This is a genomic window from Allorhodopirellula heiligendammensis (genome assembly GCF_007860105.1).
Taxonomy (GTDB): Bacteria; Planctomycetota; Planctomycetia; order Pirellulales; family Pirellulaceae; genus Rhodopirellula; species Rhodopirellula heiligendammensis.
Genome location: NZ_SJPU01000001.1, coordinates 1,825,212 through 1,847,511 on the forward strand (window position 1 = coordinate 1,825,212; position 22,300 = coordinate 1,847,511).

A 22,300-nucleotide genomic window follows, 5' to 3' on the forward strand; every position below is an offset into this window, starting at 1 on the left:
TCGCCCGAGACTCAAGAAAACTTAATTTGCTCGTTGAGTGTGCAGATGTCGTACACGTAGCCGATTCCGAATAGGCCCCCGGTCAATAAGTACACCAAACCGGTGACGAACTTGCCCATGTAAAAGCGGTGGGCACCGAAGATGCCAAGGAACACCAACAGCACCCACGCGAGGCTGTAGTCGGTTGCCCGCGGCGGATATCGAGACTCAGCCTCCTCGGACATCGCGGGGATCAGGAACACGTCGACAATCCAACCAACCAGGAGCAATCCGCCGGTAAAAAACCATAACGCACCGGTCAGTGGTTTGCCGTAGTAAAAGCGATGGGCACCGGTAAAACCAATGATCCAAAAGAGATACCCCAGGAGCACTGGGTGCGTTTGGGGGGCGAACTGATGAACCTGCTCCCGCGTGGGGTCCAGTGCACCAGGCGAGGTGGAGTAGGCGTTATCGGGCGCGCGTTCGTAAGTTGACATGGACGTCCTGCAAGCGAGATGGCGGGAGAGAATGAGACGAGCGTCTCTTCAGATAGGCTGGAAACACCACCTATCAGGGCGAAATTTCTGGCACCCATTGGCCACATTCTCAAGCAGATAACATGCCAATACGCCAGTAGCGTGGCGCAGATAACATGCCAATCTCCCTGGGTGCGTCACACCCCCGCCAAGCGACCCTACGAGACCATGTTGGCTTCGAACGCAGTGATCTTGTCTTCGTGCTGCAGAGTTTGAGCGATGTCGTCGAGACCGTGCAACAATTTCTCGCGGCGGCTGGCGTCAATTTCAAAGGACCTCTCAAAACCCTCGCCGTCTGAAACCGTTTGGTTCTCTAAATCGACGGTGAGTTGGTAGGGATTGCCTTTACCTGCTCGCTGGAACAACTCTTCCACGTCAGCCTCGCTGAGTACGATTGGCAACAATCCGTTCTTGAAGGAGTTGTTATAAAAAATATCCGCAAACGAGGGTGCGATGACGGCGCGAAACCCGTAGTCATCGAGTGCCCAGACGGCATGTTCGCGACTGCTTCCGCTGCCAAAGTTCTGGCGGGCGATCAGGATCGAGGCGCCTTTGACATTGATACGGTTCAGTTCGAATTCGGGATTCTCAGTGGTCCCATCATCCAGAAAACGCCAGTCAAAGAACAGAAACTGACCGAAACCGGTGCGCTCAATTCGTTTCAGGAATTGCTTTGGAATGATCGCGTCGGTATCGACGTTGGCACGGTCCAGCGTCGCGACAACGCCTTGGTGGATGGTGAAATGTTGCATCAGAAAGCCTACAGCTTAGGACGAACTGCTAGCGACAAACATCCAGCTAGCAGTCGATGAGGGAGAGGGAGGGAAGATTGACGCTAATCGCTAGCAACTAGCCGCAAACAGCTATCGATAATCCCAATCACGGATATCGACGAAGTGACCAGTGATGGCGGCCGCAGCGGCCATGGCGGGACTGACCAGATGGGTCCGGCCACCTTTGCCTTGACGGCCTTCGAAGTTGCGGTTGCTCGTACTGGCACAACGCTCACCGGGTGCCAGCTTGTCTGGGTTCATCGCCAGACACATGCTGCATCCTGCTTCACGCCAATCCAGCCCAGCGTCAGTAAAGATCTTGTCCAGGCCTTCCTGTTCGGCTTGGGCTTTGACTCGACCGCTGCCGGGAACAACCATCGCACTGACCTGACTGCTGCAGCGATGTCCTTTGACCACGGCCGCGGCCGCCCGCAAATCTTCAATGCGCGCGTTGGTGCACGAACCGATAAAGACACGATTGATATCAATGTCGGTAATCGGCGTGCCGGCTTTGAGATCCATGTACTGCAGTGATAACGCAATCGTTTTCTGATCACCTGCGTCGGATGAGTCGGCGGGATCGGGCACCCGGCCATCGACACTGACGACTTGACCGGGGTTGGTTCCCCACGTCACCTGCGGCCGGATATCACTGCCTTGATAGACATTGCTACGGTCGTAGCTGGCCCCTGCGTCGGTGGGCAGTTTTTTCCAACGCTCGACGGCTGCATCGAAATCTTGAGGAGCTTCTGGGCGGCCTCGCAGGTAATCGAAGGTAGTTTGATCAGGCGCAATCATCCCGGCTCGCGCGCCGGCCTCAATTGACATATTGCAGACCGTCATACGCTCTTCCATCGACATCGCGCGAACACAATCGCCGGTGAATTCGAGCACGTATCCGGTACCACCCGCAGTGCCGATTTGACCGATCAAATACAAGATCATGTCCTTCGCTGTGACACCGCGAGGCAGGGCGCCATCAATCCGGAGCTCGAACGTCTTTGGCTTGAACTGCAACAGCGTTTGCGTTGCCAAGACGTGCTCGACCTCACTGGTTCCGATTCCGAAGGCGAGTGCACCAAAGGCCCCGTGCGTGGCCGTATGAGAGTCACCACACACAATGGTCATGCCCGGCTGGGTGTAGCCATTCTCAGGGCCAATGACGTGCACGATACCTTGCCGAACATCATCAATGTCGAATAACTGAACGCCAAATTCTTTACAATTCTGACGCAGCGTCTCGATCTGCTTGCGTGCGATCGGATCGGCGATCGGCAGGCTGCGGTCCGATGTCGGCACGTTGTGGTCGGGGGTCGCGATCGTGCGTTCGGGTCGACGCACACTGCGACCATTGATTCGCAGTCCCTCGAATGCTTGCGGGCTGGTTACCTCATGCACGAGATGCAAGTCGATATACAAAATCGATGCTTCGTCAGCAGGTGCATAGACGACGTGTTCGTCCCAAATTTTGTCGAGCAACGTACGGTTGCCGGTCGAGACGGGGGATGAGGCCTGTGCAGAGGCAGCGGCAGCGGAGGAGTCAGGCATCTAGCAGCGGATCGTAAACCAGGGTCAGGACGATGAGCGAAAAACAATTCTCGCGAGCTTTCGCTCCCACTGTCGGCACTCGGCCACAAAATGTCAAGTTCCCACGAGAAAAGGACCCTCACCGGGGGTGAATCGTCGCGGCCACCGCCGTCGCTCATCCAAACCTATCTCGTCTGCGCAGTTTTTTCTTCGCGGGCCCCAGTGGAGAACAAGTATCGTCTTTCTCTCCGCGAAAGCAGCGTGAAGTGCATCTTTCGCGGGGAGAAAGGCGGTATTGAAAAGCCGCTCGATCCTCAATCAACGCTAAACCGGTTCCTCGATGAACTCGCGGACGTGCTCACGCTGGCTGGGGACAATGCGAGTGATGCTCACCTTGGTCCGCCGCAGCTCTTCCACTTCGCAGAGTAGTTGCGAGATCAAGTCCGCCAATTCAGTGGCAGCATGTTCGCCAATATTGACCGTCAATGCTTTTCGTGAATTGAAACTCAGGCCTCGATTGTCCATATTGCTAGTCTCCGTCGCTAAAGAAAAAAGAGTGTCGATCTGGAGAAAAAGGATAATCGATCCGATCTTTTCCACAACGTAAAAAACTACTCAACCGTCACACTCTTAGCCAAATTACGTGGTTTGTCCACGTCGCATCCACGCAACACCGCAATGTGATAGGAAAGCAACTGCAGTGGTACGACAGATACAATCGGCTGCAGGAACTCCGGAACTTCGGGAATCATGATCACATCGTCAGCGATTTTACGGATTTCCGTATCATCGGAACTGGCAATTGCAATTACGGGTCCCCCTCTTGCCTTTACCTCCTCCATATTGGCCAAAACTTTATCGTAAGTCGTACCCCGCGGCATAATGAACACGCTGGGGGTTTCAGTGTCCACCAACGCGATCGGCCCGTGCTTCATCTCGGCTGCGGGATAACCCTCGGCATGGATGTAGCTGATTTCCTTGAGTTTCAGAGCACCCTCGAGCGCCGTCGGGAAGTTATAGCGGCGGCCGAGATATAACACGTTGGTCGCCGACTGGTACTTCTCGGCCACTTTTCGCACTTCACTGTCGCAAGTTAGCGCCTGCTCAACGGCGGCTGGTAGGCGCCGGAGCTCCTCGATGACGCGTTCTCCGGCCTCGAAGCTCATGTGTCGCATGCGGCCGAAATACAGAGCGAGCATCACCAGCACGCAGCACTGGCTGGTGAACGCTTTCGTACTGGCAACGCCAATTTCCGGCCCCGCGTGCAGGTACACACCGCCATCGGACGCCTGAGCAATGGAACTCCCTACGACATTACAGATCGCCAGGGTGCGGTGCCCCTTGCGTTTGGTCTCATTGAGGGCCGCGAGCGTGTCAGCGGTCTCTCCGCTCTGCGTGATCCCAAAAACGAGTGTGTTGTTCTCGATCGGCGGGTTGCGGTACCGCAACTCACTGGCGTACTCCACGCACACCGGGATCCGCGAGAGCTCCTCAATCAGGTACTCGCCCACAAGTGCGGAGTGCCAACTCGTCCCGCAACCGGTCAGAATGATTCGCTCGACGCTGCGGAGTTGTTGCGGAGTCAGATTCAGACCACCGAACACGGCCGTGGCGTCTTGGTCGTTCAGACGCCCCCGCATCGCATTTCGCAACGCGTCGGGTTGCTCGTAGATTTCCTTGAGCATGTAGTGCTCGTAGCCGTTCATACTCACATCGCCCGACTGCGCATCGAGCGGCTGAATATTCACTCGCACCTTGCCACTGTCGCGGTGCAAAACGGAAAATCCGTCGGCGGTGATGACGGCGAGCTGGTGATCGGCAAGGTATACGATACGGTCGGCGCGACCGGCGATGGGTGACGCGTCACTGGCGAGGAAGTACTCGCCGCGTCCCACACCGATGACAAGCGGGCTACCGAATCTGGCTGCGATCATGAATCCGGGTTTATCGCGAAAAACGATCCCCAGACCGTAGGTACCTCGAAGTTGGGCGATCGCCCATTGCACCGCTGTGACGTAACGAGCGTGCGGCTGTCCGTCGACTGCGGGGGTGTTCTCGAGCCCTTCCGCAATCAGGTGGGCGATGACTTCGGAATCGGTAGCCGAATGGAACTGATACCCCTTCTCGATCAGCCCGTCCTTGAGCACCTGATAGTTTTCGATCACGCCGTTGTGAACCAGCACAACCTCACCTTCACCGCCGGTATGCGGGTGCGCATTGACCTCAGTAGCAGGCCCGTGGGTGGCCCACCGCGTGTGGCCGAGACCCAGGGTACCGGCTGGGGGATCACCGAGTCGATCCGCCAGCGATTGAATGCGTCCCACCGATCGGGTGACATGAATCTTGTCGTCACCAAAAATGGCCACCCCAGAGCTGTCATAGCCCCGGTATTCGAGCCGGCGGAGCCCCTCGACGAGAAAATCGGCTGCGTCGTCCCCGCCTACATATCCAACAATTCCACACATTGTACTGTCTAAGCCTTCATGCCGGCGGCGGCAATCGCGTCGATGCCGACCAGAGTCAAGAAAAGGAAACGCGAAAATTCAACACATTGAGAATATCGCGTTCGCCGGGTTTCGCAACTCGCACGCCCTACGTCAAGGTCTAACGGCACGATCACCTCATTCAGCCTCTGACATCCAACAGCCGAACGAGGGCATATGGTGCCCTGGCGGCCGGTTTAAATCTCCTGAGCGAAGATCGGATTCCATTGCACGCGGTGGGCGATTGGGCGAATCGTCGAGGCGGAAGCGGACTGCCCCTGCCAGCGGGTTTGACGCGCATCGAGCTCCGGCGTCTCGACGGGGTTCCCATCTCGCGGATCGGGCAGCGTTTGCGGCTCGTCGTTGCCATCAAACATCTCTTGTAATTGTTCGCCAGCACCATTGGTTGAGGAACCTTGGCCGCTGCTTGACTCGCTCTGGGGGAGGTCCATTTCGACCCGCCCCATGCGAGAGAGCGGCTGATCGTCATCATTCAGGGTAGGGCCTTCGAGCACCGATTCACCGTCGTCGGGGCTGACGCGGTTGCTCCGCACCGAGTCACTCGATGATTCAATCGGCGCACATTCGATCGCCGATTCCATCACCGGTGAGAAGGAGGAGTAGCCGCTGCTGATGGCCGAGCTAAACGGGTCAACATAGGACAGCGGTAAACGCTGGACGACTTGGCGAGGCACCATTCGCTCGACCGTGTACGGCTCGTACTTGGGCACGGTGACCGGTCGCAGTACGGTTCGCCGTACCTCTTCCTGCTCATAGTACTTGACCGTCACGGGCTCACTTCTGGTTTCGTACACCATGCGAGTGCTCTGCACAGGGACCTTGCGAACACGTTGCTCGGCGACCCAGCGTTGGTGCTGGACAGGAACTTTACGCGTCGTCGTCTCGGTAATCGGCCGCCGGATCGTGTAGGGCACCTTGCGAACGGTAGTTTCGGGAACCATGCGAGTCTTTTGCACGGGGATGTTCTGCGTGACCACTTCGGACTGCATCCGCTGCACCTGGACAGGCACATTTTGGGTGACCACTTCGGACTGCATCCGTGTGACCTGAATGGGGCGCTGGACTTGATGCGACTCCGGCACGTAAGACGTTTGTGCGATGTCTTGCGTGATGTAATTGGGGCGATAGACCATCTGAGTTTGAGCGACCGGCGGCGTGACGGCTTGGGTCACCACGGGTGCCCCTTGGACGCGCGCAAAGATCCCGAGCGGCCCGGGCACTGCGTAGGCGCGTGGGTTCCACCCCATCACATTTTGCACCGATCCGGGGGTCACGGTCGTCTGGGGCACATAACCTCCCGCATCGATGGTCTGCTGCTGCACCGTTGTCACGGGGCGGTAGGACGTAACCGTTTCATTCTGATACTGGGTTTCAACGACTGGACGCTGCACCGTGTACTGCCGCTGATACATCTGCGTTTCGGTCACAGGCCGCTGCACCGTGTATTGCTGCTGATACATCTGCGTTTCAGTCACCGGCCGGTAGGTCGTGACCTTTTCCTCCCGCTCAGCAGTCTCATCGACGTAGCGAGTTTGCGTCACCGTTTCGTCGCGGTAGGACGTTTCCGTAACCGGGCGGTAGATGGTATAGCGTTCCTCACGGTAACTTGTTTCCGTCACGGGCCGGGCGACTTTATAGGATCTCTCTTCGGTCCGCGTCTTCAGTACCGGTCGGAAGCTCGTGACCTCTTCTTCAACCATCTTCGTTTCGTAGGTCACCCGCATTCGCTCGACCGTCTCGGGCTGCATCACCGTCTCACACTCGAGACGGTAGGCGGGCTGGAAACAACAGGCATCTTGCGCAGTGGCAGTGGGGATGGCAGTCGTCATCAACGACGCGAGTAACGCCGCGCCGCTGGAACGATTAAAAATGGAACCGAAAAATTGATTTTGCATGATGTTCATGACCGTCAGTTTCGTTGTGTTGCTTGATGAAGCCATCGTGGACAGTAGCAATTGGACTGGCAGGTCAATCTTTTCCCCGAATGATGGCACCCTGCCATCGAATAGGATTATTAGATTGACGATCCGTCGAAGGAAATCCATGGCCCGGTCAGTGTGGGGCTACCAGGGTCCTAGTAGCCGACCGATTTCCAACGGAAAATCCCTGCTATACAAGCCTAGGCAAGACTTGAGAAAATTGTGGAAAAAACCCTGAAAAAAGAGGACTTTTACACGCCCCCTGATGGGACAGTTTCACCAGTTTGCCGTACCCGTTTCGCAGTCGCCACAAACGTTGCATTTTCGCAACACCCGGAAAATTTGCAATCTGGACTGGATCCCGACCGCCGGAATCCGTTAAGCCTGGGGCGACGAAGCGGGCCCGCATGGATTGTGGAGCTACCGCTGATTCGTTTCCACGCACATCTGTTCACCTGTCTCCATCCGTTGCCAACCTTGGCGACTTGAGGGAGGGGGACATTCACCGGCAGGGAGAGACCGCCGTGCAAACGCTCAAAACATCCGCCATCGTCGTACTCATGATGACTGTGCTCTACGGAGCGTACGTATCGATGACGACGCCCCCTGACGCACTGCCCCCAGGGCTCCAATCCGCCCTCGTCGAATCAGAGAACAGCGAGTTTGGCGATGGGTTGCCCGCCGATTTCGCCGACTTCGGGATCGAAACGGGGATTCCAGAAAGGGCGAGTGAGATGTCCATGGCGAGCGACATGCTGAGCTCTCCTGGACAGGGCGACAGCCGCGCCGACGCGCTCCCTCCCTTCGGTGGGGAACCGGCGGGGATCGAGGGGTCTGCTGAGCCGCCTTCCTTCCAATTCAGTGATGTCGATGTCGACACGGAACTGCCTCCCACGGCCAGTCGCTTGCCAGCTGTTGCCGAGGGCACCAGCGTGGCCATTGCCCCTGAGCCCGGCCGCGAATATCCCTCGACTGGAAATAGTTTTAGCCTGCCCGATCCGGCCGAGGCGGCTGACATAGCCTCCCCCCCGGCAGCTCCAGAGGTTTCCCCGCAGGACACCGCCGCCGACATGGAATCTGATGCGGCCGCGGCGGGACTCGCCAACGCTATTGCCACTGCGGATCGTCAGTACCAAGAAGATCGACGCCGCGAAGCACTGGCGACACTGAGCCTGTTCTATGAAACGCCCAATTTGACAAGCGAGCAGCGGGAGCAACTGCTCAGCCGCCTCGATCCGCTCGCCCGGGACGTGATTTATTCGTCCGAGCACCTGCTCGAAGAACCCCATCGCGTCGGCGGCAACGAAACCTTGATGGACGTTGCGAAAAAGTACGATGTCCCCTGGCAGCTGCTCGCCAATATTAACGGGATCAGCGATCCTGTCACCGTCTTGCCGGGAACCGATCTGAAAGTGGTTCGTGGCCCCTTCCGAGCCGACGTTGACCTGGCCAACCAAGAGATGACGCTGTTCCTCGGCGATCTCTACGCGGGCCGCTTCCCCGTCGGCATTGGCAGCGATCCTGCCCCTCGTTCAGGAAGCTACACAATCCAAGAGAAGAAATCTGCCAAGACCTATTACGACATGTCCGGCAACCCCGTCCCCCCCGGCAATCCACGCAATCCGTACGGATCGATGTGGATCGACTTGGGCCAAGGCATTAGCTTGCACGGTAGCCCCGTGGCAGATCAAGCCACCGACCAGGGCTGCATCAGTATCGCTGGCAACTACTCCAAGGACGTGTTTGGCATTCTTTCGGAAGGCTCCTCGGTAACAATCCGCTGACGGTTCTGTGTTAAACTGATCGCATGATCAATTGCATTTTGTTCCTGTTCCCGCTGACTCGGCGGACTCATTCCCGGTCGCTACGCAGCCTAACCGCTCTGATCGCGTTGCTGCTCGTGCCGTTCTTGATGGACCTAGCGCAGGGCGACGAACCTCAGCCGCAACAGAACTCCTCAGCAGTGCCTGCTCCCAATCTCGCCCAAGAGGTGCCCATTTGGGTCGCGGAACTCGATGCCTCTACTTCCCAGGTTCGGCGGGAGGCAGAGCAACGACTGCTCGCGGCCGGTCCCGAGGCAGGTGAGTACATTCCTGTGATCCTGGATGATCTCTCCCTCGACGCCCGTGAGCGCATGGAGCGAATCCAAGCTCAGTGGCGGCTGATGAAAACCCGTGTCGAGACCGAAACGACGACGGTCCAGATGCAGGATGCAAAAACCCTTGGCGCCGCGTTGGATGCAATTAGCTTGGCCAGCGGTGTGGAATTCGACCTGGAGTCCGCTGGCCCCGGCATTGATCGCGGGCAAGCGATTCGTCCGCCAGCAACCCCTCTTGGTTTTTGGCAGGCCGTGGATTTGGTGCTCGATCAAGCTGAATTGGACGTCAATTTCTACGCGGGTGATCGAGCGCGGCTAGCGATCGTCCCCCGCCGTCCCAACCGCGAATCACGAGCCGATGCAGCCGCATATGCAGGCATTTACCGTCTTGAGCCCACGGTCGTGACGGCCCGGCGAGTGCTCGGTGACGCCACCCAAAGCGGCCTCAACCTGACGATGTCAATCTCGTGGCAACCCAACCGCACTCCCATCGGCCTGAGCATCCCGATCGCCGAGCTCAAGGGCAAACTCGACAATGGAGACGACGTCCGCCCCCAAGCGTCGGGTGAACGCATCGATATCGCAACCTCCGGTGAAATTGCCGAGAGCCAATTCTACCTGCCGATGCAGTTGCCACGGCGGCGACTTGATCTCCAGGCCGAGGCTGCCGGGGAAAACTCATCAGATGCCAACGAAATCACCCGCATCTCGGGCCAGATCACCGCGCTGATCCCAGGGCCGCGAAAAAAGTTTGAACTGCTGCTCGGCGACGTCGCGCCAACCCAAACCCAAGACGCCATGACCGTCGCTCTCGAATCCGTTCGAGATGCCTCGCCTCTGAGCGAAATTCGCGTCGGTGTGGAACTATTCGGCGCCGGTCGGGCACTCGAGAGTCATCGCCAATGGATCTTTGAAAACGAAGTTTACGTGCTTCTGCCGGATGGGACACGCAAAGAACACCTTGGATACGAGGTCTATCGCCAAACCGAATCCGGAGTGGGCATCAAGTATCTCTTTGACCTCGGTGGAGTCGGCGCACCACCCGCAGGAGCGAAACTGATCTATGAATCCCCCACGTCTGTCCGCCGAGACGAGGTCCCATTTGTGCTCAATGGGATTCCGCTGCCCTAGAAGCTCTGCGGGGGCTTGGCACTCCCGAATCCCGTGCATGTTGGCCGTCCACCGGCACCCTCCGGGCCCACCGTATGCGTTTAACCAAGCATTGCTGCGATGCCGAGGACCACGGCTAACAGCAGGGCCACCATGGCGAGCTTCCAGGCGGGAATCGCCGCGCGAGGCTGCAGGCCCTGACGCGATCGAATTTGTTGCTCGAGCAGATCACGGCCCTTGCCGGTGACACTCTCTGCCGCGACATCGTGGGCCTGGGGAGCGAGTTCCCCTGTTGCCGGCGGGCCGATTCGTCCTGGATCGCCGGTCGCTGGCGAATAGCTCAGCCCATACTTTTCGCCAATCGTTAGCATCACGCCCTGGACTGCACGGGCATTGAACGGGCGGTCCTCTGGCCGTTTGGCGAGACATTGGTCGATGATGTCGTCCAGTTCAGGCGGCACATCGGACACGCGGGTGGACACGCGCGGCGGGCTCATCCGCAAATGCTGCTCAAACAATTGAGCAAAATTCTCGCCAGAAAAAACTTTTTGGCCGGTCAACATTTCAAACATGCAGCATCCCAGCGCATATAAATCCGCCTTGCCCGAGATGGCCGAATCACCCGTGATCTGTTCGGGTGCCATGTAGGCGTGGGTCCCCACGGTGAGTCCCTGGTGCGTCAGGTCAGCGGAATGCTCATCCCGGGCAATGCCGAAATCACCCAATTTAACTTGGGCGTCACGCGTTAGAAACAGGTTGCTCGGTTTGAGATCGCGGTGGACGACACCGTGATTGTGGGCACACTGCAGCGCCGAACTGACCTGCCGGGTGACGTCCACCACAACCGGCCACAGCAACCGCCCCGATTGGTCGATCAAGTCCTTGATCGTCCCTCCGTCGACTCGTTGCATCACGTAGAAAAACTTGCCATCCTCGCTGCCACCGCCGAAATACCCAATGATATTGGGATGTTCGAGCCGCTCAAGGATCATCATTTCGCGACGAAAGCGAGCCTGAATGAGGTCATCGCTGCTGACATTGGGATGCAGAATTTTGATCGCGAGATCTTGCCCGACGAGCCGTTCTGCGGACGGTGAGACCTCAATATCGGTTCGCACTCGTCCATCGTAAATCGTGCCGACGGTGCCGACCCCGAGCACGGAGCCTAATTCAAAATCGGTGAGATACAGGCGCGGCATCAGGGGGCCAACGCATGGCTAGACGCCTGCGATCTCTTCGATTCGCACACGCGTGTTGGGCTGACGGTGCCCGGTGCGTTTCTTGCTGTGCTTCCGACGACGGAATTTTTGCACGTAGATCTTCTTGTCCATGGACTTGCCGAGCACCGAAGCGGTGATGCTGACGCCTTCGAGCGTGGGGGTGCCTAATTTCAGGCCTTCGTCGCCGCCGACGGCTAAAACGGTGCCGAATTGCAGGTTTTCGCCTTCAGCGGTGTCGCGGAAATCGACATCGATTTCCATTCCAGGCTCAACGCGGTATTGGCGTCCACCGTCAACAAAGATGGCATACATAGTAAAAAATATGGTTCAGGGGTGAGTGATGGAGCGCGAGTGCTCGCACAGCGGAGGGGAGATCATAGCGAGACTGCCCTGGGAAAACTAGACCTATCGAGACTGAACAGAGTATAAAAAAACCGGGGCGTCTTGGCGGGAAGACGCCCCGGTTTCGCTGTCGACCATGACTTGACGCGTTTGCGAAGAAAACCAAGAAATCCGACGTCAATCCGGACGTCTGCTCGTGCGACCCATCCTTGGGCCACTTTGATCGACAGCTGCTCACTAACGATGTCGAACGAATTCGACGTGGCATCCGTGCTGCTGGCCATCGCACCCATCCATGGGCGCCGCCGTCGTTGTGGACTTGGTTTCTATCCAGTACCGGACCGGATATCAACACTGTCGAGCAATCAAGTGATTAACTGAGTTTCGTTCGCGAACGTTCTCTCCTTAGTAACTGCAGCGGGCTGGGTCTGCAGTGATTCAAGTATCTGCAGTGATTCAAGTAACTGTCCCGTCCAACGAATTCTCCCGTCCAACTAGGCGACGAGATGAAAATTGTCGGGTTCGGTCTGCTCATCGAATCGCTGGCTGTGTTCGCGGACAGCGTCGACAAACTCTTCGAAAATACGGATATCCAGTGCCGAAGCGGCTTCCGATTCAGGATGGAACTGAGTACCGATTGCGAACCAATCGATCATTTCGCTTTCGATCGCCTCGATCACGCCATCGGGACAGCGGGCTGTCACGCGGAATCCAGGGGCAACTTCGTCAATCGCCATGTGATGGCGACTGGTGACGCGGATTTCGCCGTCGCCATAGACGCGACCGATCAAAGAATCGCTGACCACATCGAGCGTGTGGCGGTGATTGGTGTCTTGCAGGTCCAGGTGCGGCACTGCGTTGGGGAGGTCCTCTTTGATGTGCAGGAACAGATTGCCGCCCTGCTGGACATTGAGCAATTGATGACCGACACCGATGCCAAACACAGGCATGCGACGCTCGGCAATCTCAGCCATCATCATGCGATCGCTGAACTCCCGGCCCGGGTCGAGTGGCCGGACGCTCGGATGCAGCATGAAACCATCGTTGCGAGGATCCAAATCGGCACCACCGATGAACATGAACCCGTCCACTGCGTCCAGGACGCGGTGGGCAGACTCTTCGTCAACCTGCGGTGGAACAATCACAGGAACGCCACCGGCTTGGATGATGTTTCGATAGTAGCCCTCGCCGATATAGGCAAATGCGGGCGTCGTCCGAGCGGCAGCACGGAAATCAGCATTGATCCCGATCAGGGGTTTGCGTGGCATCTGAAGGTCCTCTTCGATTCGGCAAATATTGGGAAAAGCCCGCGGCGAGCAACCTGACCCGGTCCCTGGAATCCGCACACGCCACACCACAGTGCAACGTTGCCGATCGAGAGGCCCAGTCAGAATGAGTCGAGCCGAATCGTGAACCAAGCCAGATTTCGCTTTGCTGGGCTGGCCGTCATGGCCGGTCTGCCCCCCAAAGGATGCTGCCACCTGAGTCTAATCACTAAACATCGAAGAACTTTGCGAACCTCTTCCCCTGACATCCATCATTTGAGAGCGAGAGAGGCAAATCCATCGAACGTTGGCATGACTCGTCGTGAGTCAAGGTGATTCGATCCGAATCGTCCTTTCGCGTAGGGGGGATTGGGCGGCGCGGCAAAGTGACGCGTCCGACGTGCAGGGAAATTAGAAACCTAGGCAAGCCATGGCCAGCGAATTCGACATCTTGCGAAAACGACTCAAAAAAACACTACAGGTAGTGCTAGCAAAGGCATTTTTTGCTAGCAAAGCATTAGAATCGGCCGGGTTTCACGGCACCCCTGAGCGGTTCAGCGGCGCGACTAACCCGCCATTGGCTGGCTGAGTGACAGCACTTGATCGTCACGCACTTTCGCCCCTGATCGGGACGGTTCTCAATGGCTCGGGCACGTGATTTCAGGTAAGCTTGTTGTGCTCACGCACGCATGCCACTTGCCCTTCAGGACGCTGTTGAGTTCCCATGAAATCACCGCTTCCCCAACGCTCTACGTCGCGTGGGCAAGATCGGATCTCGATGACACCGATGATCGACATCGTCTTTCTGCTGATCATCTTTTTTCTTGTCTCCAGCCACCTGTCACGTCAGGAAAACCGACACCCCGTCATGCTCGCCCAGGCCGCGGGTGGGGAGCTCGGCGATGCTGACCTCGCTCCGCTAACACTCACCCTCGATGCGGCAGGAAAGTTTTTCTTCGGCAGCGAACTCGTGCCGATCGAGAACCTCCCTGATCGACTCATCGCCTATCGACAATCACGCACTCGATCACCGCATTCCACCAGCGTGCGATTGCGAATCGATCGGGCGATACCCTACGGCGACGTCGAACCGATCCTCAAAGAACTGGCCGAGCAAGGTGTGGCAAACGTCGCGATTGTCGTCAGCCCACAGGATCGTCAATCACCGCAGGTGTCCACGCCATGAAAGCCCCGCATCGCCGCGACGCCAATGACAACGAACCGGGGATGACGTCGATGATCGATGTGGTCTTTCTCTTGCTCGTGTTCTTCGTTTGGACGAGCAGTTTTGATGAACCCGAGCGAGACATCGCCAGCCAAATCGCGATGCCCGCGAAAGCCGCTCAAGCGATTGCGATGGACGACGGCTCAGCGCCACCAGAATCGACACTGGATGACCAAGAACCACGCCGCGAAGAAGTGGTCGTCCGCATCCTCGCCGGGGCGGACGGGCTGCGGTACCAAATTGGCGCAGTCGAGGCTGCCACGCTCAGCGAGCTGATTTCTAAATTGCAACGAATCGCCTCGTTGCCGACCAGTCCCCTCCTGATCGTGGACCCCGATGACAGCGTCGACTTCGAGGACTGCATCGAAGTGTACGACCATGCGATCGGGTTTGGATTTCCGCGCGTGCTCTTTGCCGTTGATTGACGGGACAGGTTACACCTTCCGCCTCGGCAAACTTTGTCCCCCGAGCGGAACTATGGTACGATCCTCGTGACGCCGCCCGCACATCGACCCGTAACGTATCTAGTACGAACAACATCCAAATGCAAAAGGCAATCCTGTTCGCGTGTGCATTGTCGCCGGTCTTTGCGTTGATCGTGTCTCTCTGGCCACTTGAGCCAGTTGCGATCAGATTGTCCTGTGCCGTGTTTGCACTCATCTTCGCGCCCCTCATTCTTGTTTGCCGATCTCGTCGCAATGCGGTCATCGGTTTGGCGGCGATCGTCTTCTTGGTTTCGGTCGCTGTATCAAACTGGCCCATGCGAATGGCGTATGGCGTGTCTCGCCCCGCATTCGATCAGGTCGCCAGCCAGATTCGCAATGGAGATGCACCCCAGACACCCTGCACCATTGGCCTGTTTCGCATTCAGAAAGCCGAAGTCTATTACAACAACGTCGTCTGCCTGTGGACCGAAGACGATTCACGCGGCTCGACAGGATTTGTCCAGTGCGGTCCGGTAGACCCGCCATTCAATCTCTGGTCGCACGTGCCCCTGGACGAATCGTGGCAATTCATCGCTGAGGACTAGCCTGCGGAGAGCCACGCCCAAGCATCAGGGACCAACGCCAACCTCTTCTTGAGTCAGGCATGAGGACTGAGCCCGCCTCGAGTACTGAATCAACAGCGAGGACTAAGCCAGCCTCGAGGACTGAACCTGCATCACGCTGTATTCATGAATTCAATTGTTTTTCAAACGCCTCAAAATCGAGTGTGTTGGCGACATCGCTCGCCGTCAGGCCACCCCGGCGGGCCTGGGTGATGCCGAACCGCATAACCGCAAGTCCGTCGACGTGGTGTGCGTCGGTATTGATCACGATGGGAATCCGCAGCCGTTTGGCAGCAGCCAGATGGATGTCATTGAGATCCAGTCGGGCGGGGTTGGCGTTGAGTTCGAGAAACTTGCCATGCTGCCGGGCCGCCTGCATGAGAGCATCCATGTCGACCTCGTAGGCTTCCCGCCGGTTGATCAACCGACCCGTGGGGTGAGCGACGCAGTCGACATGGGGATTTTCGATCGCCCCTAGAATGCGGTCGGTGATCTGATCTCGGGACTGTTTTTGTCCGAAATGCACACTCGCCAACACCCAGTCGGCTTGGCTGAGCACTTCATCGGGCAAGTCCATCCCGCCCGCTTCCAAAATGTCACATTCGATGCCACGTAGAATCCTTAATCGCCCCTCGTACTCCGATTGAATCTCGCTCACGATTTTCCATTGCTCGAGTAGCTGGTCACCCGAGAGCCCTCGCGCGACGCTGACTCGTTGGCTGTGGTCGGTGATCGCAATGTACTGCAGTCCTCGTTCAATCGCAGCATCGGCCATTTCACGGATCGTGTTCTGGCCATCGGTGGCGGACGTGTGCATGTGAAGATCGCCGCGGATATCCTCGAGTTTGATCAGTTCAGGCAGTTCATCTTTCTCGGCCCAGATGAACTCCTGCCGATCCTCTCGCAGCTCCGGTGCAATCACTGGCAGCCCGACTGCCGCATAAACTTCCTCTTCAGTGGCACCGGCGATGCGCGTCTCGTCGTCGATCTGAAAGACACCGTACTCGTTGATTTTCAATCCACGTTCTTTCGCGATTTTGCGGACGTGAATATTGTGTGCTTGACTGCCGGTGAAGTACTGCAGCGCCGCGCCAAATTGCTCGGCGTCGACCAACCGCATATCGACCTGGAACGCCTTGGCGAGTCGAATCGAGATTTTTGTATCCCCGCGAGCGATCGTGGAAACGCGTCCTGGGTAGGCTTCCAAGTAGTCCATCGCAGCCGAGCGATCCTCAGCCACGGCCAGCAGGTCGAGATCACCGACGGTCTCGCGTCCGCGGCGATAGCTGCCCGCCCACTGCAGCTGCGAGATGCCATCGCAGCCCTGCATGTACATCCCGAGTTCGTAGGTAATATCGTCCGCCGCCGCCCAATAAATTCGCTCCGAGGCAGCTTTCGCGATGGCGAGCCCCGCCAGTATGGTGCTCTCGGTTTTCTTGCCAAAACCCTTGATCGTCGCGACCTTCCCCGCATGACAGGCTGCAGCGAGATCGTCGAGCGACTCCACACTCAGTTCCGCATGCAATTTACTCGCCTTCTTAGCCCCCAACCCTGGAATGCGAGCCATTGCGATTACGATTTCGGGAACCGTCTGCCGCAACTCAGTCAGTTGCGGCAGCGAACCGGTTTCGAGGAGGACGGTAATTTTTTCAGCCAAAGTCTTGCCGATGCCCGCTAGAGCGGCAAGATCGCGTTCTGGGTCATCCGCGATTTGAGCGACCGGTTCATCAAGATCGCGAATCGCCCTCGCTCCGTTCTGATAGGCGCGGATGCGAAATGGATTCTCGCCGCGAAACTCGAGCAATTCGGCGAGCTCCTCAAATACTGCCGCGATCGCGGAATTGTCCATCAGGGAACGTCCTCTAAGGAAAGGGAGACTGAGCGTGTAAGAATCGGGTAGACTAGAGAGCCGAATCAAAGCATTCGAACAGGAAGGATAGGCTTCTCAATGGATTTTAACACATGACAGCAATTCCTCGTCGACGTCACAAGCGTCCTGTCGGTGGCCAAGTTTCAGAGGCGACAGGCAATTACGTTCACAATGCGGCCAGCCCCGCATTACCGGCGCTGGCGGGACGGACATCAGTCACTGCGCCAGCGTGTCCACGGCGGCAATCAGCCGTCGTGAATCCCCGCGACCCGGCCGCGCTCACCGGATTAGCAATTTGGCTTCGCCAGAATCAACCGAGTCGCGAAAAGATCCATGCGGAGCAAGCAAGAATCCATGCGGAGATGCTGCGACTGAGCCGCGCGATCGATCGTCCCAATTTCCGCCGGGTCGGACGCGATGACCTGGTTCGACTGATTCACCTGATGGACGAAGCGTTCTTTGAATCACGTGTGCTGCCCGTCGCGAAAGCCGAAGGCCTCGACTTCAAATTCTCTTCACGAATGACCAGCGCCGCCGGCAAGCTGGTCACCCACTATCCCAATGGACACAAGAATGCTCCGAGGACGTTCGAACTGATTCTATCTTCAACGTTGCTCTTCCAGACTTTTGAAGACGTCAATCGTCCGGTGACAGTGACGGGACGGAAGTGCAATGATCGCTTGGAAGCGATGCAACGGGTCGCCGAGCACGAGATGACCCATTTAATCGAAATGCTGATCTGGAATACCGGCAATTGCTCCCAGTCTCGATTTCAAGGAATTGCCAACGCGTTTTTCGCTCATACGGACTATCAGCACGACCTCATCACCCAGCGTGAACGAGCAGCTGCCAAATTCAATATTCGCGTGGGTGATACGGTCTACTTTCACAGCAATGGCTCCAAGGTCGTGGGGCGTGTCAATCGGATAACCCGCCGTGCGACCGTCTTGGTGAGCGACCCCAAAGGAGAAAAGTTCAGCGACGGGGGACGGTACACCCGCTGGTATGTGCCGCTAGAACAACTGCGTCCGATTTCCTAAGGAACCCCTGTGCGTTGGACATGCTCAGTCCCCGCGAGCAGCCCCCACGATCCCCGCCGCATCGACACCATGAGTTGCACCACCCGCCTTGTCAGCGGGGCGGTGAGTGTCCATGTCCATGAGGCACGTGTGCATCGCTCAAGCGTTGACCTGTCGCGAGGACACGATCAGTCGCCTGAGGCCATCATTTGCCTCAGGTCATCACTTGTCTGAGGTCATCACTTGCTTGAGGTCTCTGTCGGGAAGGATTTATCCAGACGGCGAACGCGAATATTGCGATAGGCAACTTCGTCACCGTGATCCTGCAGACAGATGTGGCCGGAACCGGCAGCACCGAAACCGGGTAGCTTCCCGAACTTACTCTCGGCAAGTTTTTGATTCCAATCGTCGCTGCCAATTTTATAGGTAAAATATTCCACGCCGTTCACAACGTGCTGACAACCTTCTGGGGAGATCACGACGCGGAGTTTATTCCACTGACCCGCTGGCTTGGTAGCGTCCTTGTCGCTCGAATAGAACTGGTAAAGCCAGCCACACTTCTGGGGATCATGTCCGGCGACGTTGTCCTGGATTTGGATCTCGGGGCCGGTGTGCCACGGTGGACCGTCTGTTTCGACGACGTGGTACATCACGCCACTGTTGCCGCCGGGGGAGATCTTAAATTCGAGTTCCAATTCAAACGCATTGAATTTTTCTCGTGTGATGATATCGCCGGCGCGTTTGGCAGTTTTCACGAGGGCTCCATCGACAACTTGCCAACCACTGCCGAGATCGTCTTGCTTGTAGTTTCGCCACGCCGCAGTGGATTCACCGTCAAAAAGTGTTTCCCACTCTGACTCCGAAGCGGTCGCTGTATCGGGCTCGTCACCATTTGCCGTCAGCGGTAGCAAGGGAGGCATTACGAACAGCAGTAAAGTGAAAATAGTCCAAGGTCGTTTCATGAAAGGTCTCTAGGGTGGAAAGGGGGTACGAGCTGAGGAGAGGCTCCACTGCCGCTAGCGTTTTGGCGCACCATGATCTCCCAGACTGCGGCATACCATGGGGCTGCATTCTACCGGCCATCGACGGGGCGGGCGGCCGGGGGGAACCGGCCCTCTCCGCGTCCTGAGGAGATGCGTCCTACGAGCGACGCGGTGTATTGTAGTCGATCCGCCTACGTCGTGAGCAGCTCATCGACCGCATCGAGAACGCGAGCAGACTCACCTTGAAGAGATTCCAGCAGCCGCTGCGACTGGGCGGGATCGGCCAACCCTTGACTTCCCGCTTCCGCTTCAATTTCGCAGACAACCGACTGCAGTAAATTGGCACCGAGTAGGCTGCAGGCACCTTTGAGTGTGTGTGCATTGCGCCGGGCGGCGTCATGATCACCGGCGGCGATGTCTTTCTGCAGTTCGCCCACTAAACACTGGCACTCTTGACGGAAGACGGCGGCTAAACGCAGCACGCCCGAAACGCCACCGGGGATCCGTGAACGAGCAGAATCCAGATCCAAACATCCTGCATGGGCATCGCTCAGTGAGAGCTCTTTGCAAGCCAATGGGATGACGTCGTCCCCGTCACCAGACGATGCACTGCGGCAGGGATGGTCTCCGGCGGGCCCCGCATCGGTATCTTCGACCATCAACGCGGCGGGATGAATGGGATGGATGCAAGCCAGAATTTCCTGGAGGCGACGACGACGGATCGGTTTCGTGAGGAACTCGTCCATTCCCGACTCCCGACACAGCCGAGCATCTTCGGCCATCGCAGCGGCGGTCAACGCGATAATGGGAATGTGATCGTCACTGCCCAGTTCTTGCTGGCGTATCGCGCGGGTGGCCGCAGGGCCATCCATGACCGGCATGTGCATATCCATCAACACCAAGTCAAACGGCTCACTGCGCCATTTCACAAACGCTTCGCGGCCGTCACCGGCGATCGAACATTCGTGACCGAGAGACCGCAGCAGACCCGCAATCACGTGTTGGTTGGTAACACCGTCCTCCGCGACAAGGACCCGCAGTCGCTGCGTTGGCTGCGACTCCTGGACAACAAGATCGTCGTCTTGATAGGCATCGTATTGAAACGCCGCATGGTCATCGGCGGTCGGCATGCGGAGATCAAAATAGAACTTGGTCCCGATGCCCACTTCACTTTCGAGTTGTAGTTTACCGCCCATCAATTCAACGAGTTGGCGGGTGATACTCAGCCCCAGTCCCGTCCCTCCAAAACGCCTCGTGGTCGACGCGTCCGCTTGCGTGAACGGCGCCAGTACCGCCGCCTGCTGCGCGGGTGGAATGCCGATGCCTGTATCGACAATACTGATGCGGAACGCGGCTGAAGAAGACACTGTTCCGGCCACGGGCGTTTCGCTCGTCGCAAGATCGCTCGCCTCTGCAGGTGTTAATCCCCGGACCTCAATGGTGACATTGCCACGATCGGTAAACTTGACCGCGTTGCCGATCAGGTTGACAAGAACTTGGCGGAGCCGTCCCGGATCGCCGATATAATGGTTGGGCAGGGACGCATCGCTCGTGTAATGAAGCTTGATCCCCTTCTCGGTGGCTTGGTACGTCAGTGTGGAGATGGCGGCTTGGATCTCGTATCCCAGTGAGAACACGATTGATTCCAGCTCCAGCTTACGGGCTTCAATCTTGGAGAAATCGAGAATGTCATTGAGCAGTCGCAGCAGTGAATCGGAGGAGCGACGAATCGTATCGACGTACTCGTGTTGGTCCTCACTGAGGGGCGTCTGAGCTAGCAGATCAGCCATGCCCACCATCGCATTCATGGGCGTCCGAATCTCGTGGCTCATATTGGCCAGGAACTCACTCTTGGCACGATTGGCTGCATCAGCCATGCGGACCGCTTCTTGGAGAGCGGCTTCGCTGCGTTTAAGCGCAGTGATGTCGCGAGAGATGCCGCACGTTCCCATGATCTCGCCGGTATCACTGCGGAGCGGCATCTTCGTCGTCAAGCACCACGTATCGTCTCGATCCGGCCAAGTTTCACGCTCCACGCGATCCACCAAGGCCTCTCCCGATTGGATGACACGATGTTCGTCATCGAGGGCTTGCTGAGCATGTTCGGGCGTAAACATATCAGCATCGGTCAGTCCCAGAATCGCTTCGTCATCGACGTAGCCGAACTTTTCCGCCATCGCGCCGCTGACGCGGAGGTAACGGCTCTCCAAATCTTTGAAATAGATTGAGTCCGGAATGGTTTCGAGGAGCGTCTTAAGCAGTGACTGTTCAAAGCGACTTTTCTCCTCCGCTTCGACCCGCGCCGTCACATCCCAAAACAGAACCTGCAACCCAATCAATCGACCGCTGGCGTCGTGAATTGGACTCTTCACTCGCTCAATCCATCCGAGGCTACCATCCGCCATGCGGGTACGCTCCACGGTTTGACTGGAGCCACCTCCAGCGAGCACGACCCGATCGTCAGCAGAGTACTGTTGCGCGATTTCGGGCGGGAACAACTCGGCGTCCACCTTCCCCGCAACGTCCTCCCATCGCACTCCACGCCATTTTAGATAAGCGCTGTTGGCGAACACTCGCCGCCCATCACAGGCTTTGATTAAGACGCTCAGCGGCAAACTATTCGCCAAAGCTCGGTAGGTAGCCGAGCTTTGAAACTCACGTTCCATGGGATCGCTCGCTGCGTCAGAGTCAGACATAACTTAGGACGACAAAAAAATTAAATTTACAATTGACGGACATGTTCTTCGAATCAGCCCGGTGAAAGACCACCGTGGAAACATGGGCGTCGGGCAGGGCTCGGAGGTCGTCGTCAACGCTGATAGGGGACGATGCGTGTTCATGATGAGTTCACCCCGCGCTGTGTTAATCCATTGGAAACGTTT

Annotated in this window: 18 protein-coding genes; 6 read left to right on the forward strand and 12 right to left on the reverse strand. The window is 57.4% G+C overall.

Going from position 1 to position 22,300, the window contains the following annotated elements; genetic code table 11:
- Positions 1-11: 11 nt before the first annotated feature.
- The 6 genes from Poly21_RS06890 to Poly21_RS06915 form a co-directional block, all read right to left on the reverse strand.
- Positions 12-476 (reverse strand): NINE protein, encoded by a 465-nt coding sequence (locus Poly21_RS06890; protein ID WP_146406152.1) that lies wholly within the window; start codon positions 474-476, stop codon positions 12-14.
- A gap of 197 nt (positions 477-673) precedes the next feature.
- Positions 674-1,267, reverse strand: coding sequence for a 3-isopropylmalate dehydratase small subunit (leuD, locus tag Poly21_RS06895; protein WP_146406153.1), 594 nt, complete (start codon positions 1,265-1,267; stop codon positions 674-676).
- A 111-nt stretch (positions 1,268-1,378) separates the two neighbouring features.
- Positions 1,379-2,836: a 3-isopropylmalate dehydratase large subunit gene (gene leuC, locus Poly21_RS06900; protein ID WP_146406154.1), complete on the reverse strand. Its 1,458-nt coding sequence runs from the start codon at positions 2,834-2,836 to the stop codon at positions 1,379-1,381.
- A 303-nt stretch (positions 2,837-3,139) separates the two neighbouring features.
- Entirely contained in the window at positions 3,140-3,340 is a 201-nt protein-coding gene (locus Poly21_RS06905; protein WP_146406155.1) for a hypothetical protein, read from the reverse strand.
- Positions 3,341-3,426: 86 nt separating this feature from the next.
- Positions 3,427-5,280 carry a glutamine--fructose-6-phosphate transaminase (isomerizing) gene (gene glmS / locus Poly21_RS06910; RefSeq protein WP_146406156.1) on the reverse strand — a complete coding sequence of 618 codons (1,854 nt, stop codon included), beginning with the start codon at positions 5,278-5,280 and terminating at the stop codon, positions 3,427-3,429.
- 215 nt (positions 5,281-5,495) lie between these two features.
- Positions 5,496-7,223, reverse strand: coding sequence for a hypothetical protein (locus tag Poly21_RS06915; protein ID WP_302117923.1), 1,728 nt, complete (start codon positions 7,221-7,223; stop codon positions 5,496-5,498).
- A gap of 578 nt (positions 7,224-7,801) precedes the next feature.
- Between Poly21_RS06915 and Poly21_RS06920 the strand changes: the two genes are divergently transcribed.
- Positions 7,802-9,022 carry a L,D-transpeptidase family protein gene (locus Poly21_RS06920; RefSeq protein WP_436967490.1) on the forward strand — a complete coding sequence of 407 codons (1,221 nt, stop codon included), beginning with the start codon at positions 7,802-7,804 and terminating at the stop codon, positions 9,020-9,022.
- A 23-nt stretch (positions 9,023-9,045) separates the two neighbouring features.
- On the forward strand, positions 9,046-10,467 hold the full coding sequence (locus Poly21_RS06925) for a hypothetical protein (protein ID WP_302117927.1): 1,422 nt from the start codon (positions 9,046-9,048) through the stop codon (positions 10,465-10,467).
- An 80-nt stretch (positions 10,468-10,547) separates the two neighbouring features.
- Here Poly21_RS06925 and Poly21_RS06930 read toward each other — a convergent pair whose 3' ends face one another.
- The 3 genes from Poly21_RS06930 to Poly21_RS06940 all read right to left on the reverse strand — a co-directional run bounded on the left by Poly21_RS06930 (position 10,548) and on the right by Poly21_RS06940 (position 13,276).
- Positions 10,548-11,645, reverse strand: a complete 1,098-nt coding sequence (locus Poly21_RS06930) for a serine/threonine protein kinase (protein WP_146406157.1) — start codon at positions 11,643-11,645, stop codon at positions 10,548-10,550.
- 18 nt (positions 11,646-11,663) lie between these two features.
- Positions 11,664-11,978, reverse strand: a complete 315-nt coding sequence (gene rplU, locus Poly21_RS06935; RefSeq protein WP_146406158.1) for a 50S ribosomal protein L21 — start codon at positions 11,976-11,978, stop codon at positions 11,664-11,666.
- Between the two features lie 524 nt (positions 11,979-12,502).
- Positions 12,503-13,276: a gamma-glutamyl-gamma-aminobutyrate hydrolase family protein gene (locus tag Poly21_RS06940; RefSeq protein ID WP_146406159.1), complete on the reverse strand. Its 774-nt coding sequence runs from the start codon at positions 13,274-13,276 to the stop codon at positions 12,503-12,505.
- 721 nt (positions 13,277-13,997) lie between these two features.
- Between Poly21_RS06940 and Poly21_RS06945 the strand changes: the two genes are divergently transcribed.
- The 3 genes from Poly21_RS06945 to Poly21_RS06955 all read left to right on the forward strand — a co-directional run bounded on the left by Poly21_RS06945 (position 13,998) and on the right by Poly21_RS06955 (position 15,528).
- Positions 13,998-14,459, forward strand: coding sequence for an ExbD/TolR family protein (locus Poly21_RS06945; RefSeq protein WP_146406160.1), 462 nt, complete (start codon positions 13,998-14,000; stop codon positions 14,457-14,459).
- Positions 14,456-14,923 carry a biopolymer transporter ExbD gene (locus Poly21_RS06950; protein ID WP_146406161.1) on the forward strand — a complete coding sequence of 156 codons (468 nt, stop codon included), beginning with the start codon at positions 14,456-14,458 and terminating at the stop codon, positions 14,921-14,923. The genes Poly21_RS06945 and Poly21_RS06950 overlap by 4 nt, the downstream gene beginning before the upstream one ends.
- Before the next feature lie 119 nt (positions 14,924-15,042).
- The gene (locus Poly21_RS06955; protein ID WP_146406162.1) at positions 15,043-15,528 is read left to right on the forward strand and encodes a hypothetical protein; all 486 of its coding nucleotides are present in this window, start codon (positions 15,043-15,045) and stop codon (positions 15,526-15,528) included.
- Between the two features lie 142 nt (positions 15,529-15,670).
- On the opposite strand, the gene polX is transcribed toward Poly21_RS06955, so the two are convergent.
- Positions 15,671-17,395 (reverse strand): DNA polymerase/3'-5' exonuclease PolX, encoded by a 1,725-nt coding sequence (gene polX / locus Poly21_RS06960; RefSeq protein ID WP_146406163.1) that lies wholly within the window; start codon positions 17,393-17,395, stop codon positions 15,671-15,673.
- Between the two features lie 113 nt (positions 17,396-17,508).
- On the opposite strand from polX, the gene Poly21_RS06965 reads away from it, so the two are divergent.
- Entirely contained in the window at positions 17,509-18,456 is a 948-nt protein-coding gene (locus Poly21_RS06965) for a hypothetical protein (protein WP_302117933.1), read from the forward strand.
- Between the two features lie 218 nt (positions 18,457-18,674).
- Here the strand turns inward: Poly21_RS06965 and Poly21_RS06970 are convergent, their stop codons facing one another.
- Positions 18,675-19,397, reverse strand: a complete 723-nt coding sequence (locus Poly21_RS06970; protein WP_146406164.1) for a 3-keto-disaccharide hydrolase — start codon at positions 19,395-19,397, stop codon at positions 18,675-18,677.
- A 212-nt stretch (positions 19,398-19,609) separates the two neighbouring features.
- Positions 19,610-22,114 carry a PAS domain-containing hybrid sensor histidine kinase/response regulator gene (locus tag Poly21_RS06975; RefSeq protein WP_146406165.1) on the reverse strand — a complete coding sequence of 835 codons (2,505 nt, stop codon included), beginning with the start codon at positions 22,112-22,114 and terminating at the stop codon, positions 19,610-19,612.
- Between the last annotated feature and the right edge of the window lie 186 nt (positions 22,115-22,300).